The sequence below is a fragment of the Demequina lignilytica genome, from assembly GCF_030418305.1.
In the GTDB taxonomy this organism is placed as follows: Bacteria; Actinomycetota; Actinomycetes; order Actinomycetales; family Demequinaceae; genus Demequina; species Demequina lignilytica.
The window spans coordinates 200883-216698 of the sequence record NZ_JAUHPX010000004.1 but is presented as its reverse complement, the minus strand read 5'-3'; the positions used below and the strand labels follow the sequence as shown (position 1 = coordinate 216698).

At 71.5% G+C, this 15816-nt stretch carries 15 protein-coding genes and 1 tRNA gene; 13 read left to right on the top strand and 3 right to left on the bottom strand.

The window, feature by feature from the left end; all coding sequences use genetic code 11:
* Positions 1-75: 75 nt before the first annotated feature.
* The 4 genes from pstS to pstB all read left to right on the top strand — a co-directional run bounded on the left by pstS (position 76) and on the right by pstB (position 4045).
* Positions 76-1194, top strand: coding sequence for a phosphate ABC transporter substrate-binding protein PstS (gene pstS, locus QQX10_RS08295; RefSeq protein WP_301118725.1), 1119 nt, complete (start codon positions 76-78; stop codon positions 1192-1194).
* A gap of 95 nt (positions 1195-1289) precedes the next feature.
* Positions 1290-2294, top strand: coding sequence for a phosphate ABC transporter permease subunit PstC (pstC, locus tag QQX10_RS08290; RefSeq protein ID WP_436968569.1), 1005 nt, complete (start codon positions 1290-1292; stop codon positions 2292-2294).
* A 1-nt stretch (position 2295) separates the two neighbouring features.
* On the top strand, positions 2296-3255 hold the full coding sequence (gene pstA, locus QQX10_RS08285; protein ID WP_301118726.1) for a phosphate ABC transporter permease PstA: 960 nt from the start codon (positions 2296-2298) through the stop codon (positions 3253-3255).
* A gap of 10 nt (positions 3256-3265) precedes the next feature.
* Positions 3266-4045, top strand: coding sequence for a phosphate ABC transporter ATP-binding protein PstB (pstB, locus tag QQX10_RS08280; RefSeq protein ID WP_301118727.1), 780 nt, complete (start codon positions 3266-3268; stop codon positions 4043-4045).
* 111 nt (positions 4046-4156) lie between these two features.
* Here pstB and QQX10_RS08275 read toward each other — a convergent pair whose 3' ends face one another.
* A complete protein-coding gene (locus QQX10_RS08275; RefSeq protein WP_301118728.1) occupies positions 4157-4621 on the bottom strand; it encodes a hypothetical protein in 465 nt (154 codons plus the stop codon).
* 172 nt (positions 4622-4793) lie between these two features.
* Between QQX10_RS08275 and QQX10_RS08270 the strand changes: the two genes are divergently transcribed.
* From QQX10_RS08270 to rlmB, 5 genes are all read left to right on the top strand, one after another.
* Positions 4794-5276 carry a CarD family transcriptional regulator gene (locus QQX10_RS08270; RefSeq protein WP_062296348.1) on the top strand — a complete coding sequence of 161 codons (483 nt, stop codon included), beginning with the start codon at positions 4794-4796 and terminating at the stop codon, positions 5274-5276.
* Complete coding sequence (gene ispD / locus QQX10_RS08265) at positions 5273-5980, top strand: 2-C-methyl-D-erythritol 4-phosphate cytidylyltransferase (RefSeq protein WP_301118729.1); 708 nt, start codon at positions 5273-5275, stop codon at positions 5978-5980. The genes QQX10_RS08270 and ispD overlap by 4 nt, the downstream gene beginning before the upstream one ends.
* A 2-nt stretch (positions 5981-5982) precedes the next feature.
* On the top strand, positions 5983-6465 hold the full coding sequence (gene ispF / locus QQX10_RS08260; RefSeq protein ID WP_301118925.1) for a 2-C-methyl-D-erythritol 2,4-cyclodiphosphate synthase: 483 nt from the start codon (positions 5983-5985) through the stop codon (positions 6463-6465).
* 260 nt (positions 6466-6725) lie between these two features.
* Positions 6726-8150, top strand: a complete 1425-nt coding sequence (gene cysS / locus QQX10_RS08255; RefSeq protein WP_301118730.1) for a cysteine--tRNA ligase — start codon at positions 6726-6728, stop codon at positions 8148-8150.
* 209 nt (positions 8151-8359) lie between these two features.
* Positions 8360-9322 carry a 23S rRNA (guanosine(2251)-2'-O)-methyltransferase RlmB gene (rlmB, locus tag QQX10_RS08250; RefSeq protein WP_301118731.1) on the top strand — a complete coding sequence of 321 codons (963 nt, stop codon included), beginning with the start codon at positions 8360-8362 and terminating at the stop codon, positions 9320-9322.
* A gap of 57 nt (positions 9323-9379) precedes the next feature.
* On the opposite strand, the gene QQX10_RS08245 is transcribed toward rlmB, so the two are convergent.
* Positions 9380-10861 (bottom strand): DUF4032 domain-containing protein, encoded by a 1482-nt coding sequence (locus QQX10_RS08245; protein WP_367281266.1) that lies wholly within the window; start codon positions 10859-10861, stop codon positions 9380-9382.
* A gap of 258 nt (positions 10862-11119) precedes the next feature.
* Positions 11120-12283: an ABC transporter ATP-binding protein gene (locus QQX10_RS08240; RefSeq protein ID WP_301118732.1), complete on the bottom strand. Its 1164-nt coding sequence runs from the start codon at positions 12281-12283 to the stop codon at positions 11120-11122.
* Positions 12284-12465: 182 nt separating this feature from the next.
* On the opposite strand from QQX10_RS08240, the gene QQX10_RS08235 reads away from it, so the two are divergent.
* The 4 genes from QQX10_RS08235 to QQX10_RS08220 all read left to right on the top strand — a co-directional run bounded on the left by QQX10_RS08235 (position 12466) and on the right by QQX10_RS08220 (position 15702).
* The gene (locus QQX10_RS08235; RefSeq protein WP_301118733.1) at positions 12466-14049 is read left to right on the top strand and encodes a protein kinase domain-containing protein; all 1584 of its coding nucleotides are present in this window, start codon (positions 12466-12468) and stop codon (positions 14047-14049) included.
* 130 nt (positions 14050-14179) lie between these two features.
* Positions 14180-14686, top strand: coding sequence for a MauE/DoxX family redox-associated membrane protein (locus QQX10_RS08230; RefSeq protein WP_301118734.1), 507 nt, complete (start codon positions 14180-14182; stop codon positions 14684-14686).
* Positions 14687-14732: 46 nt separating this feature from the next.
* Positions 14733-15542, top strand: coding sequence for a DsbA family protein (locus QQX10_RS08225; protein WP_301118735.1), 810 nt, complete (start codon positions 14733-14735; stop codon positions 15540-15542).
* A gap of 87 nt (positions 15543-15629) precedes the next feature.
* A tRNA-Thr gene (locus tag QQX10_RS08220) sits at positions 15630-15702 on the top strand.
* Positions 15703-15816 lie beyond the last annotated feature (114 nt).

Here is a 15816-nt window from a genome sequence, read left to right as displayed (position 1 = left end):
CCGTTACCTTCGCTCCTTACCTTGGTGGTCATCCGGCAGCACGCCGGGCACTCCCAACTTGTGAGGAAACTGAACGTGAAGATCGCTGCTCGCACCGGTGCGGTGCTGACCGCCACCGCGCTGACGTTTGCGCTTGCCGCCTGCTCCGCCTCGAACGAGGGCTCGACCGACACCGAGTCGTCGGCCACGGAGACCACCGACACCGCCATGGAGCTCTCGGGCTCGCTGAACGGCGCCGGCGCCTCGTCGCAGGAGTCCGCGATGGAGGCCTGGCGCGCCGGGTTCCAGTCCGCGAACCCCGACGTGACCGTCAACTACGACCCGGTCGGCTCGGGCGGTGGCCGCACCCAGTTCCTCGACGGCGCGACCTCGTTCGCCGGCTCGGACGCCCAGATGGACGAGGAGGAGTACGACCTCTCCATCGCCCGCTGCGACGGCGAGTCCGGCGCGATCCACCTGCCGATGTACATCTCGCCCATCGCGGTCATCTTCAACCTCGACGGCATCGACTCGCTGAACATGGACGCGGACACCATCGCGGACATCTTCAACGGCACGATCACCAACTGGTCGGACGACGCGATCGCGTCGCAGAACGAGGGCGTCGAGCTGCCCGACAGCGCGATCACCATCGTCCACCGTGCCGACGAGTCGGGCACCACCGAGAACTTCACCGAGTACCTCGCCGCCGCCTCCACCACGTGGGGCCAGGAGGCCTCCGGTGACTGGATGGGTGCCGCGGGCGAGTCGGGCCAGGGCACCTCGGCCCTCGTGCAGATCGTCCAGGACAACGCGGGCACCATCGGCTACGCCGACGCCTCGCGTGCCGGCGACCTCGGCACCGTCGCGCTGAAGGTCGGCGAGGAGTACGTGCCGTTCTCCGCCGAGGCCGCCGCCGCCGTCGTGGACGCCTCGCCGGCCGCGGACTACACCAGCGGTGAGAACGACCTCGCGATCCACCTCGACCGCACCACGACCGCCGCGGGCGCCTACCCGCTGGTCCTGGTCTCGTACCACATCGTCTGCCAGCAGTACGACGACGCGACCGAGGCCGCCCTGGTGACCGGCTTCCTCAAGTACGTCGCCTCGGAGGAGGGTCAGGCGCAGTCGGCCTCGGCCGCCGGCTCCTCGCCGATCTCCGCGGACCTGTCCGCGAAGATCACCGCGATCCTCGACGAGATCGCGGCGGCGTAAGCAGCATTGGATTGGACCGGTGGTGGGCTCGTCCGCGAGGATGAGTCCACCACCTGTCTGTCCGCCTCCCACGGAGCCTCCACGGAGAGTAGAGCGTGACCACCACTGACAAGCCCACCGCGGTCACCGCGGCCGGCACCCCCCTGACGGCGCACACCGAGCGTGCGGCGAACAAGGTCTTCTTCGGCCTGTCGGCCACCGCCGCCACGCTGATCCTGGTGACCCTGGCCGCCGTCGCGACGTTCCTGCTCGTCGAGGCGTGGCCGGCGCTCACCGACACCTCCGGCGAGGTCGCCGCCAAGATCTCCTGGGTCCGGCCCGACGAGGGCCAGAGCCTCATCGAGCTCGCCGGCTTCCTGGTCTTCGGCACCGTGCTGATCTCCGCGGTCGCCCTGCTCATCGCGACGCCGCTGTCGATCGGCATCGCGCTCTTCATCTCCCACTTCGCGCCGCGCAAGCTGGCGCAGGGCCTGGGCTACATGATCGACCTGCTCGCCGCGATCCCCTCGGTGGTCTACGGACTCTGGGGTGCGATCGTCGTGATCCCGGTGCTCCAGCCCGCCTACGAGTGGATCAGCACCTACTTCGGCTGGATCCCGCTGTTCGCCCCGGCCGCCGACGGCACCATCTCCTCGACGGGCCGCGTGGCCATGTCCGCGGGCATCGTCCTCGCGATCATGGTGGTCCCGATCATCACCGCCGTCACCCGCGAGGTGTTCCTCCAGACGCCCAAGCTGCACGAGGAGGCCGCCCTCGCCATGGGTGCCACCCGCTGGGAGATGATCCGCATGGCGGTCTTCCCCTTCGCGCGCTCGGGCATGATCGGCGCGACGATGCTCGGCCTGGGCCGCGCGCTCGGCGAGACCATGGCGGTCTACATGATCCTCTCGGTGGGCCTGAGCTACTCGTTCGGCCTCTTCAACGCCGCGAGCCACAACACCATCGCATCGTTCATCGCGGGCCAGTTCCCGGAGGCGAACACCCAGGGCGTGTCCGCCCTGATCGCGCTGGGCCTCGCGCTGTTCATCATCACCCTGCTGGTCAACATGCTCGCCCGCTGGATCGTGGCGCGCCGGGCCGAGTTCTCGGGAGCCAACTGACATGGCCACCACCGACACCGCCGCCGCGCTCGGCACCCTGAGCACCCGCCGCCGGTTCTCCAACGGCGGCATGACCGTCCTGGTCTACCTCGCCTTCCTGATCGCGGTCATCCCGCTCGTGTGGCTCACGGTCACCGTGATCACCCGCGGCATCGACCGGTTCATGGTCGACGCGAACGGCGAGGCGAACTTCAACCTCGACTTCCTGCAGCAGTCCATGCGCGGCGTCTTCGGCGGCATGCCCGAGGGTGGCATCCTGCACGCGATCTGGGGCACGCTGCTCATCACGATCGCGGCGACCGTCATCTCGGTCCCGATCGGTCTGCTCACCTCGATCTACCTGGTCGAGTACGGCAAGGGCTGGCTCAAGAAGGCCGTCACCTTCTTCGTCGACGTGATGACGGGCATCCCCTCGATCGTCGCCGGTCTGTTCGCGTACGCGGTGTTCGCGCTCATCATCGGGCCCGGCACCAAGACCGGCATGGTCGGTGCGGTCGCGCTGTCCGTGCTCATGATCCCGGTCGTCGTGCGCTCCTCCGAGGAGATGCTGCGCCTGGTGCCGAACGAGCTCCGCGAGGCCTCCTACGCGCTCGGCGTGCCCAAGTGGCTGACCATCCTCAAGGTGGTGCTGCGCACCGCGATCGCGGGCATCACCACCGGCGTGACGCTGGCGATCGCGCGCGTGATCGGCGAGACCGCCCCGCTGCTGATCGCGGTGGGCGTCGCGGACTCCATGAACTTCAACCTGTTCGACGGTCGCATGATGTCGCTGCCGGTGTACATCGTGTCCGAGTGGCGCAAGGGCGTGCAGCCGTGCAACGACCCGGGGATCCCCTGCGTGGGCGAGATCACCGAGTACCGCGCGTGGGCCGCCGCCCTGGTGCTGATCCTGATCGTCATGGCGCTGAACCTGATCGCGCGCCTCATCTCCCGATACTTCTCCCCCAAGACCGGCCGGTAAAGGACCGATAGTGACCAAGCGCATCGACGTCAACAACCTGAACGTCTTCTACGGCAACTTCCTGGCCGTCGAGGACGTGTCGCTCGCGATCGAGCCCAAGGCCGTGACCGCCTTCATCGGCCCGTCCGGCTGCGGCAAGTCCACCTTCCTCCGCACCCTCAACCGCATGCACGAGGTCATCCCCGGCGCCCGCGTCGAGGGCGAGGTGCTGATGGACGGCGTGGACCTCTACGGCTCCGGCGTGGACCCGGTCGCGGTGCGCCGCCACATCGGCATGGTGTTCCAGCGCCCCAACCCGTTCCCCACCATGTCGATCGCGGAGAACGTGCTCGCGGGCGTCAAGCTCAACAACAAGCGCATCTCGAAGTCGGACGCCGAGGACCTGGTCGAGGGCTCGCTGCGCGGCGCCAACCTCTGGGAGGAGGTCAAGGACCGCCTCGACAAGCCGGGCTCGTCCCTGTCCGGCGGCCAGCAGCAGCGCCTCTGCATCGCCCGCGCGATCGCCATCAAGCCCGACGTGCTCCTCATGGACGAGCCCTGCTCGGCCCTGGACCCCATCTCGACCCTCGCGATCGAGGACCTCATCCAGGAGCTCAAGAACGACTACACGATCGTGATCGTCACCCACAACATGCAGCAGGCCGCGCGCGTGTCCGACAAGACGGCGTTCTTCAACATCGCCGGCACGGGCAAGCCCGGCAAGCTCATCGAGATGAACGACACCCCGACCATGTTCTCCACGCCGTCCGAGAAGGCGACCGAGGACTACATCTCCGGCCGCTTCGGCTGATCCCGCCGGTCTGCCAGCCGGCGCAGAGAGAAGGCCCCGACGCGATGCGTCGGGGCCTTTGCTCGTCCCGGGACCGCCGCATCGTCCCTCCGTCGGGACGATGCGCGGGGTTCAGGAGATCTTGGACAGCTCGTGGTCGTACTCGGGGAGGGTGCCGTCGAGGACGGGCACGTCCTCCGCCACCTGGCCCTCGGCATCGGTCTGGAAGACCACCTCGGTCAGGAGGCCGGGCAGGACCGGGACGGTACCGGTGACGGCGGTCTCGCCGTCGTCACCACCGAGCTTGACCGTGGCGCCGGCGGGCACGTCCACCGTGGTGATGGCGGTGCCGTCGATGCTCGCGCTCACCGCGACGTCCTCGGTTCCCGCGTTCTCCAGGGTGCCGATCAGGACCCCCGTCTCGCCCTCGCCCGGGGTGAGCACCAGCAGGTTGTAGGCGGTCACGTCGCCGATCTCCAGGCTGATGCCGTCCGAGGCGTCGTACTGCATCTGCGTCGTGATCGGGTTGACGGCGCTGCAGCCGGCCAGGACGGCGGAGACGACGGCGGCGGCGGCGATGCCTGCGGGGATCTTCACGGTGGGGACCTTTCGGGGGACGTCACCAGGAAGAATAGTGGGTGCGCGCACGCGTGGCCACATGCGGCCTCCGCGCCGGGACCGACGGCCCGGCGGGCGCTCGGGGGCGGATGTTATTGCACAAATGGCGAATGATAGACTGGGGATCCACCGAGAAGGGGATTACTCCACCATGAACTTCGTCGTTGGCGAGACCGTCGTCTACCCCCACCACGGGGCGGCCCAGATCCAGGACATCAAGAAGCGCATCATCCGCGGTGAGGAGAAGACCTACCTCAAGCTGAAGGTGGCCCAGGGTGACCTGACCATCGAGGTGCCGGCGGAGAACGTGGACCTGGTGGGTGTGCGCGACGTCGTCGATCAGGCGGGGCTCGAGAAGGTGTTCGGAGTCCTGCGGGAGCCCTACATCGAGGAGCCGACCAACTGGTCGCGCCGCTACAAGGCCAACGTCGAGAAGCTCGCCTCGGGCGACGTGATCCGTGTGGCCGAGGTGGTCCGCGACCTCAGCCGTCGCGACACCGACAAGGGCCTCAGCGCCGGTGAGAAGCGCATGCTCCACAAGGCGCGCCAGATCCTCGTGAGCGAGCTCGCGCTCGCCGAGAAGTGCGATGAGGAGGCCGCGGAGGCCCGCCTCGACGAGGTGCTCGCGTCGTGACCCTCGCGGCCGTCGTCACGGCGGCCGGATACGGCACGCGGCTCGGATCCGACCTGCCCAAGGCGCTCGTCCGCATCGCGGGCGAGCCGCTGCTGGTGCACGCGGTGCGCCGCATGGCGCGCGTGGCCGACCGCATCGCGGTCACCGCGCCGCCGACCCACCTCACCGAGGTGGCCGCCGCGCTGGAGCACGTCGAGACGTGCGCCGCGCTGTTCATCGTCCCCGGTGGGGACACCCGCCAGGCCTCCGTCGCTGCGGGCCTCGAGGCGCTCGACCTGGGCGACCAGGACATCGTGCTGGTGCACGACGCCGCCCGCGCCTTCCAACCCGTCGAGACCATGCGGGCCGCCGTCGCCGCGGTCGAGGCGGGTGCGGCCGGCGCGATCCCCGTGGTCCCCGTCGTGGACACGCTGGTGACCGCCCCCGCCGCCGACGGCGCGCTGGGCGACCCGGTGAGCCGCACGCTGTTCCGCGCCGTGCAGACGCCGCAGGTGTTCCGCGCCGGCCCGCTGCTCGAGGCGCACGCCAAGGCCGTGCACTCCGACGCCACCGACGACGCCACCCTGGTGCGCCGCCGTGGCCACCGCGTGGTCGCCGTCGACGGCCATGAGCACGGCATCAAGGTCACGCACGCCTCCGACCTGCTGGTCGCCGCGCATATCGCGGGCGTGTCCCCGGACGTCGCCGAGGACGCGCTGCGGTGACCATGCCGCCCGTCGGCCCGCCCCGGACGGGCATCGGCGTCGACGTGCACGCGTTCGGCGGGTCCCGCCCGCTGATGGTCGCGGGCCTCGAGTGGCCGGGTGAGCCGGGCCTCGAGGGACACTCCGACGCCGACGTGGCCGCGCACGCCGCCTGCGATGCGCTGCTGTCCGCCGCGGGCCTGGGGGACCTCGGATCGAACTTCGGCACCTCGCGTCCCGAGTGGGCGGGTGCCGCGGGCGTGGTGCTGCTCGCCGAGTCCGCGCGGCTGGTGCGGGCCGCGGGCTTCTCGATCGGGAACGTGGCGGTGCAGGTGATCGGCAACCGCCCCAAGCTCGCGCCCCGGCGCGCGGAGGCGGAGGCCGCGCTGTCCGCGGCCTGCGGGGCGCCCGTGACGGTGGCGGGCACCACCACGGACGGTCTCGGGCTCACGGGTCGGGGCGAGGGGGTCGCGGCGATCGCGACCGCGCTGATCCTCCCGGCCTGAGCCTGCCCCGCGCCCGGCCTCCCCTCTCCCGCGCCCCTCGCCTGTCGGGACACTCAGTCCTCCGTCTCGCCCCCGATCTGCTGATGCCGGGACGCTGAGTCCTCATCGGCCTGGCGCATCGCGGGAGCGGCCATCACGGGCCCGCGCGTGGCGATGAGGACTGACTGTCCCGGGAGGTCCAGAACCGGGTCCAGATGAGGACTCAGCGTCCCGAGCGTGCGGCGCGGTACCTGGGAGGGCATGGCCGGTAGCCTGGTGCGGTGACCCTGACGCTGTTCGACACCGCCACGCGCCTCGAGCGCGAGTTCGCCCCCCTCACCCCGGGGAAGGTGGGCATCTACCTGTGCGGTCCCACGGTGCAGAGCTCCCCCCACGTGGGCCACCTGCGCAGCGCGGTCGCCTTCGACGTCCTCCAGCGATGGCTCGAGCGCTCCGGCTACCAGGTCACCATGGTCCGCAACGTCACCGACATCGACGACAAGACCCTCACCAAGGCGGCGGAGGCCGGCTGGGAGTGGTGGGCCTGGGCGCTGCACTACGAGCGCGAGTTCCAGGCGGCGTACTCCGCGGTCGGCGTGCTGCCGCCGGCGGCCGAGCCGCGCGCGACGGGCCACATCCCGGAGATCGTCGCGATCATCGGGCGTCTGATCGAGGCCGGCCACGCGTACGAGAAGGACGGCTCCGTCTACTTCGACGTCCGCTCCTACGCTCCCTACGGCGAGCTCACGCGGCAGGCGCTCGAGGACCTCACGCCCGCGCCCGACGCGCCGGCCGAGGACAAGCGCGACCCGCGCGACTTCGCGCTGTGGAAGGCGCGCAAGGCCGACGAGCCCGACACCGCGTCGTGGGCCTCCCCGTGGGGCCGTGGCCGCCCGGGCTGGCACATCGAGTGCTCCGCGATGGCCCAGCGCTACCTGGGCGACGAGTTCGACATCCACGGCGGCGGCCTCGACCTGCGGTTCCCGCACCACGAGAACGAGCAGGCGCAGTCCCGCGCCGCCGGCTACGGCTTCGCGCACCTGTGGATGCACTCGGCCTGGGTGACGCAGTCGGGCGCCAAGATGTCGAAGTCGCTGGGCAACGGGCTGCTCGTGTCCGAGGTGCTGGCGGAGCACGAGCCCGCTGCGCTGCGGCTCGCGCTCGCCGCGGTGCACTACCGGTCGATGCTCGAGTACTCGGAGCAGACGCTGCCGGAGGCGGCCGCCCAGTGGGGCCGCTTCCAGGGCTTCGTCGCCCGCGCATCCGAGAAGGTGGGGGCGCCGACCGGCGACGAGGTGCGTGCAGCCGAGCTGCCCGCGAGCTTCGTCGAGGCGATGGACGACGACCTGGCCGTCCCGCGCGCACTCGCCGTGATCCACGAGACCGTCCGCGCCGGCAACGCCGCGCTCACCGCGGGGGACGATGCGGCGGTCGCCGCCGCGCTCCTCGCCGCCCGGGCGATGCTCGACGTGCTGGGCCTCGACCCCGCCGCTCCCGAGTGGGCGGGCGGGTCGTCCGGGGCGGACGATGCGGCGATGACCGCGCTCGACGTGATGGTGCGCGCGGACATCGAGGCACGGGCGGCGGCGCGAGCCGCGAAGGACTGGGCCACCGCCGATGCGATCCGCGACCGGCTCGCCGCCGCCGGGATCGTGGTGGCCGACGGCGCGGACGGCGCCCGCTGGTCGCTCGCCTCCGACGGCTGAGGGTCGAGACCGCGGACGCTCCGCACCTACCGACGCCGAGCGCTCGTGCTCGCGGCCGCCACCGATTCAGCGACGTGCCTGCTAGACGGCTGGCGAGGAGTGTCCGCGTGTTGCGTCGGTGCCGTCGGTAGGTGCGGACCGTCCGCGCGTACGGGGAGGTGGCGACGGTGAGGCGGCCCCGCGCATCGTCCCCCATTACCCTTGTACCCATGGCTGGTAACTCACAGCGCCGCGGCGCGACCCGGAACGCGGGCTCCAAGAAGGGTGCGCAGGTCGGCACCGGCGGTCACGGCCGCAAGGCGCTCGAGGGCAAGGGTCCGACCCCGAAGGCCGAGGACCGCCCCAACCACAAGGCGTACAAGGCCAAGGTGCGTGCCGAGAAGGAGGCCGCCAAGCGGCCCCAGCGATCGGGCAAGGCCGCGCCGAAGGACCGCACGAGCGGCGCCGTCGACCTGGTGGTCGGCCGCAACAGCGTGCTCGAGGCGCTGCGCGAGGGCATGAGCGCGAACCTGCTCAGCGTGTTCAACAGGATCGACGCCGACGACCGCGTCACCGAGATCGTGTCGCTCGCGGTCGAGCAGGGCGTTACCGTGCGCGAGGTCACCAAGCCGACCCTCGACGCGCTCGCGGACGGCTCGCCGCACCAGGGCGTCGCGCTCGAGGTGCCGCCGTACGAGTACGCGCACCCGTCCGACCTGCTCGAGGCGCCCGCGCCCGTCCGCATCATCGCGCTCGACGGCATCCAGGACCCGCGCAACCTGGGCGCGATCGTGCGGTCCGCGGCCGCGTTCGGCGCGTCCGGGGTGCTGATCCCCGAGCGGCGGGCCGCCGGCATGACCGTGGCCGCCTGGAAGGTGTCGGCGGGCGCCGCGTCGCGCATCCCCGTCGCGCGTGCCACCAACCTCACCCGCACCATCGAGGAGTACAAGAAGGCGGGCCTGTTCGTGATCGGTCTCGCCGGCGACGGCGAGGTCGAGCTGCACGAGTCGAGCCTGCTCGACGGGCCGCTCGTGATCGTGGTCGGCGCCGAGGGCGAGGGGCTGTCCCGCCTGGTGCGCGAGGCCTGCGATCAGGTGGTCTCGATCCCCATCGCCGGGACCACCGAGAGCCTCAACGCCTCCGTCGCGGCGTCGATCGCGCTGTACGAGGCCGCGAAGGCCGCCGGGCGCTGACCGGCCCGCGCTGACCGGCCCGCGCGAGCCGCGCCCCAGGGCGCGCGACCGACGAGGCTAGAAGCCGGACTCCTCCGACTCCGCCGCATCGTCCTGCTCGGCGTGGGCCGCCTCGGCGGCGTCCTGGTCACGCTTGGCGAGCTCGCCCGACAGCGGCGCCCGCTCGGGCGCCGGGATCCGGGTGGTGGCGCGCCGCACCACCGGCGGCTCGGTGGTCGCCGGCGCCGGGACCTCGCCCCAGGCGTAGGTGTTGTCGTTCTCGAACGGGTCGCGCGCCTCGAAGCTGGTGCCGAACTCGTCGGTCAGGGCCGGGAGCTCCGCGGTCATCTCCGCGAGCGAGCGGCCCAGCACGGCGCGCTCGTCGGGGCGCAGCGGCAGCACGTTCTTGACGTACGAGGCGGTCGCGACGGGCATCGGCACGTCCTCCGCGGCGGCCTCGGCGAGGTACCAGCGGTGGTCGAGCACCTCGTGGAACACCTGGGCGGGCTCGAGCTTCCCGCGCAGCTCGCGCGGGATCGCGCGCACCGTGGGCTCGAAGATGGTGGTGAGCCACTCGTGCGCCGCGAACGACTCGTCCTCGATCACGTCACGGCGGACAGCGCGGAACTCGTCGAGGTCGTTCAGCAGGCGGCGCGCCTGGTTCTCCTGCACGTCGAGGCCGGTGAGGCGCATCAGGCGGCGCGAGTGGTAGCCCGCGTCCACCACCTTGGGCCGGATCCGCAGCCCCGTGCCGTCGGGTGTGGAGAGCATGTCGAGCTCGCCCACGTCGAAGCCCATCTCGTTGAGCGCGCGCACGCGCTCCGACACGCGGAACGGGATGTTCGAGTCGAACACCTCGGTCTCGGTCAGCGCCGACCACAGCTTCGAGTACTTCGACTCCAGCCGGTCGCCGATCTTGAAGGGGTCGATGCCCTCGTCGAGGTCCTCGTTGGCCTGCAGGTCGAGGATCTCGCCGATGATGTTGGTGGTCGCGATCTCCAGGTCGTACGACCGCTGCCCGCTGGTGAGCTGCTCGTGCAGGTCGCCGGTCTCGGCGTCGACCAGGTACGCGGAGAACTCCGACGCGTCGCGGCGGAACAGGGCGTTCGACAGCGACACGTCGCCCCAGTAGAAGCCGTTGAGGTGCAGCTTCACGAGCAGCACGGAGAGCGCGTCGATCAGCCGGTTCAGCGTCCCCTTGCGCAGCGCCGTCGAGAACAGCGCGCGGTAGGGGAGCGAGTACGCGAGGTGCTCGGTGACCAGGGCGGCGGAGAGCTCGTCGCCGGACACGGAGATGCGGCGCGTGACCACCGCGACGGCGTGCACGCAGGGTGCGTCCATGCGCTCGAGCTCGCGCAGCATCTCGAACTCGCGGTACGCGATCTCGCGGTTGGTCTCCTTCACCGCCAGCACCGTGCCGTTGTGGCGCACGAACCTCACCACGTGGCGCGACAGGCCGCGGGGCAGCGCGGCGATCCGCTCCTCCGGCCAGGCGGACAGCGGGATCTCCCAGGGGAGCTCCATCAGCGACGCGTCGACGGCTCCGGTGATGTGCGGCATGGGTCTCAGCGTAGCCGGGCGCCGGAGCGACGATGCCGGGGTCGGGCGGGCGTCCGCCTCCTGCCCGGACGCCCCGCACGGATCTCGCCGCGACACGCCGGGCCGGCCCGCGCATCGTCCCGCGACACGCCGCGAACCCGGGACCAGGTCCGTGCGGGCTGTCCGGGTGGGAGGGCGCGGGGCGCGGGGACCCAGCCCGGGAACGCCGCAGGGGCGGCCCCGGCCTGAGCCGGGACCGCCCCTGCGGGACTGCGGTGCTTACGCGCCGACGGTGCGCGACGCGTCGGTCTGGATCGCGTGCGTGGTGAGGCGCTTCTGGGTCGAGGCCGAGAAGGCGTGCTGCTCGCCCGGGCGGATGGTGACCCAGATGGTGTCGCCCTTGGCGGGGACATCACGCGGGTCGACGCGGACGATGCCCTCGCCGGAGCCGCCGACGGTGACGTCGTGGGCCGACGCGACCGGGGTCGGGAGCGTGCCGTAGACGAAGGCGTCGGAGCCGAGCTCCTCGACCACGTTCACCTCGACCGGGAACGCGCCCGGGGTGTTCGGGGCCACGCGGTCGAGCGACTCCGGACGGAAGCCCAGGATGATGTCGCCCTTGTCGTCGGCGGTCATGCCGGCGACGACCTCGCGCTCGAGCTTCACCTTCGAGTCGCCGACCACGGCGGAGTCGCCCTCGACGCGGAAGGTGGACAGGTTCATCGCCGGCGAGCCGATGAAGCCCGCGACGAACACGTTCGCCGGGGTGTCGTACATCTCGCGCGGGGTGCCGACCTGCTGGAGGACGCCGTCCTTCAGCACGGCGATGCGGTCGCCCATGGTGAGCGCCTCGACCTGGTCGTGGGTCACGTAGACGGTGGTGGTGCCCAGGCGACGCTGCAGCGCGGCGATCTGGGTACGGGTCTGGACGCGGAGCTTGGCGTCGAGGTTCGACAGCGGCTCGTCCATGAGGAACACCTGCGGCTGACGGACGATCGCGCGGCCCATGGCGACGCGCTGACGCTGACCACCGGAGAGGGCCTTCGGCTTGCGGTCCAGGTACTCGGTGAGGTCCAGGATCTTCGCGGCCGCCTCGACGCGCTCGCGGATCGTGGCCTTGTCGACCTTGGCGATCTTGAGCGCGAAGCCCATGTTGTCCGCGACGGTCATGTGCGGGTAGAGCGCGTAGGACTGGAACACCATCGCGATGTCGCGGTCCTTCGGCTGCACGTGGGTGACGTCGCGGTCACCGACGAAGATGGAGCCCTTGTCGACGTCCTCGAGGCCCGCGAGCATGCGCAGGGAGGTGGACTTTCCGCAACCGGAGGGTCCGACGAGGACCAGGAACTCGCCATCGGCGATCGACAGGTCGAGTGCGTCGACCGCGGGGCGCTCGGTGCCCGGGTAGATCCGGGACGCCTTGTCATAGGTAACAGTGGCCATGGCCGTGTTTCTCCTTCACCGGCAGGTACGTGCCGGACGATCCGTAGTGAAGTGATGCCAATCGTGTGTCCACGCTGACACGTGCCGACGCGGGTGCGCCGGCCCCGTCATCCTCTCACACCCCACCCGGGACCTCCTACCCGGGACCCGGGACCGGCGCCTCCGCCGGGTAGGTTGGGCGCATGGCCGGGCCCCAGCGCGAACCAGGTGACCTCATCGGGGGCTACCGCGTGCTCGCGCGGCTCGGCACGGGCGGGTCGGGCTCGGTCTACCGCGTCCAGTCGCCCGACGGCCAGGTCGCGGCGCTCAAGCTGGTCGACGCCCGCGACGACGAGGTCGCCGTCGAGCGCCTGCGCCGCGAGGTGCGGGCGCTGCAGTCCCTGCGCCATCCTGCGGTGCCGCACATCCTCGACGCCGAGCTGGACGAGGACGAGACCTTCGTCGTCTTCGAGCTGATCGACGGCGACACCCTCTTCGACTTCATCCAGCGCGAGGGCCCGCTCGCCGGCGACGCGCTCGCCGACTTCGCCGAGCGCACCGCCTCCGCGCTCGAGGCGGTCCACGCCGCCGGCGTGATCCACCGCGACGTCACGCCGTCGAACATCATGATGGGCAGCGACGGCCCGGTGCTGATCGACTTCGGCCTGTCCCACCGCGCGACCGACAACCGCCTCACCCGCGAGGGCCTCGTGAGCGGGACCCCCGGCTACGTCGCCCCCGAGGTGATCGACGGCGCCGAGCCGGGCACGCTCGCCGACCGGTGGTCGTGGGCCGCGACGGTGGCCTACGCGATGACCGCCCAGGCGCCCTTCGGCGCCGGCACCGGCGCGATCAGCCGCACCCTCGAGGCCGACGTGCGCCTGCCCGACGCCCCCGGCGCCGCGGCGCTCCACGCCGCGCTCGGACGCGACATCTCGGGACGCCCGGGAATGCGGGACGTGGTCGCCTCGCTGCGCGGGGCCACCGAGGCGATCCCGTACGGGCTCCCCGCCACCGTGGTCGCGCCCGCCGGGTACGTCCTCGAGGACGATGCGGAGCGCACCGCCGTGCTGCCGAGCGGCGAGTCGCCGGTCGCGCCCGCGCCCTACGTGCCGGAGGGGTCGCCGGTGCCGTGGTCGACGGGCGCCGACACGTGGATGGACGAGGACGATGTGGAGGAGGCGCCCGAGCCCGCGCCCCGGCGCCGCACCCTCCTGCTCCTGGCGGCGATCCTCGCCGTGGTCGCGGCGCCGATCGCGCCGTTCGTCGCGTTCGGCGTCGTGCTCGCCGTGTGGATCATCGCCCGCGGCGTCTTCCGCCGCGGCGTCGCCATCGACGCCGCCACCGCGCGCCGGGGGGAGCGGCGCACGTCGGACACGGTGGTGCACACCCTCGGCCTCCCGTGGCACACGCTGCGCGCCGCGGCCGAGACGGTGCCCGCCGCGCTCGCGGCCGCCGTGCTGGGCGGGGGAGCGGCGGTCGGCGGGTGGTGGCTCGTGAGCGCGGGCGTCGCCGCCCCCACGACGGCCGTCGGGCAGTACTACGGGCACGCCGCGGCGCTCGCGCTCGGGTGCCTGGTCGGGATCGTCATGCTCGCGTGGGGGCCCTACATGTCGGGCTCGCGCGAGGGCGCGCACCGCCTGGCCGCGGCGCTGTCGCCCTCGTCGGGCCTGCGCGGCACGTGGGCGGTCGTCCTGGTCGTCGGGATCCTGGTCGCCGTCCTCGCGCTGTACGTGAAGGTCGACATCTGGTGGTGGCCGCTGCCAGGGATGCCCGGCGCGGGCTGAGCGGGACCCAGGTCCCGCATCGTCCCCGGCCCGTCGGCGATAGTGCGATGGAACATTGACGGAGAACCGGACGTTGGCCGGTCAGGCAGCACGGGGCGGACGGCGTCCGCCCCGCGGACGAGGGGACATCATGGGCGTCGACACCGACGAGACCACCGACGCGCAGACGAGCCGCTGGCACGCGATCCAGCCATGGCTGAGCACCGTGGTGCGGCTCGGAATGGCGGTCATCCTCATCGCCGCCGCGATCCCGAAGATGCTGGACATCCCCCAGTCGATCATCGCGGTGCGCGCGTACCGGCTGCTGCCCGAGGCCGTGGTCCCGCTGGTCGGCACCATGCTGCCGTTCCTCGAGCTCGCGCTCGCCGTCTTCCTGATCCTGGGCCTGTTCACCCGGCTGTCCTCGATCGCGTGGCTGCTGATGATGGCGGCGTTCTCCACGGGCGTGATCTGGGCGTGGTCGCAGGGCTACTCGATCGACTGCGGCTGCTTCGGCGGCGGCGGAGACGTGGCGGAGGGCACCACGAACTATCCGCTGCACATGCTCGAGCGGCTCGGGTTCATCGTGCTCGGCACGTACCTGCTGATCTGGCCCCGGTCGCGCTTCTCGCTCGACGGCTGGATGAAGGCCGCCTGACCCGCACCCGTAGACTTTCCCGCCAAGGACCAACCCCAGGAGAGAGATGTCCAGCAAGAACCAGAAGGCCGCCGAGGCGCGCGCCAAGGCGCAGGCCCAGGTCCGCGCGCAGGAGCGCCGCACCACCCTGATGATCATCGCCGGATCCGTGGCGGGTCTCGCGATCTTCGCCGCGGTCGTGATCTTCATCGTGAACCAGGGCAAGGTGCCGGAGCTCGGCTCGGACGGCGCGACCTCCCCGGTGGCCTCCGACTCGACCGGCGGCATCCCGGTGGGCACCAGCGGCGTGGTCGGGGTGGACGTGCCGACCGACGCGGTGCGCGTCGACATCTACCTCGACTACATGTGCCCCATCTGCGGCGTCTTCGAGGACACCAACGCCGCCGACATCGACGAGATGCGTGAGGCCGGGGACATCCAGGTCTACTACCACCCGATCTCGATCCTCGACCGGTACTCGAACGGCACCAACTACTCGACGCGGTCCGCGGCCGCCGCCGGCGTGGTCGCCAACGACGCGCCCGAGGCGTTCCTGGACTTCTCCAACGCGCTGTTCGCGAACCAGCCCGCCGAGAACACGGACGGCCTCAGCGACGACGAGATCGAGCAGATCGCTCTCGACGCCGGCGTCCCGGCTGACGTCGCCGGCAGCCTCGTGAACGACGACTTCAAGAAGTGGGCGACCGCGGCGACCCAGCAGGCCTCGGTCGACGGCATGCAGGGGACCCCGACCGTGCGGATCTCCGCGACCGGCAGCTTCGACGACGGCCTGATCCTCAACGCCGACTCGAGCTCGCCCTCGGTGGACTACTTCACGGACGGCAACCTCAAGGCGTACATCGAGAGCCTGGGCTGAGCCCCAGCATCGTCCGATCCCCGACGCCCCGCCGGTCCGCCGCGCGGGGCGTCGGCGCGTCCGGGGCCGGTATCCTGGCGGTCCCCTGCTGGCATGGCGCAACTGGTAGCGCACCCGACTTGTAATCGGGCGGTTGCGGGTTCGAGTCCCGCTGCCAGCTCTGCCTCCCGACCCTCCCCTCTGCCCGTCGGGACAGTGAGTCCTCCTGTTTCGGCCGGATCGCGCCGCTCGGGACACTCAGTCCTCCCGAGCCCGCGGCCGATGAGGACTGAGC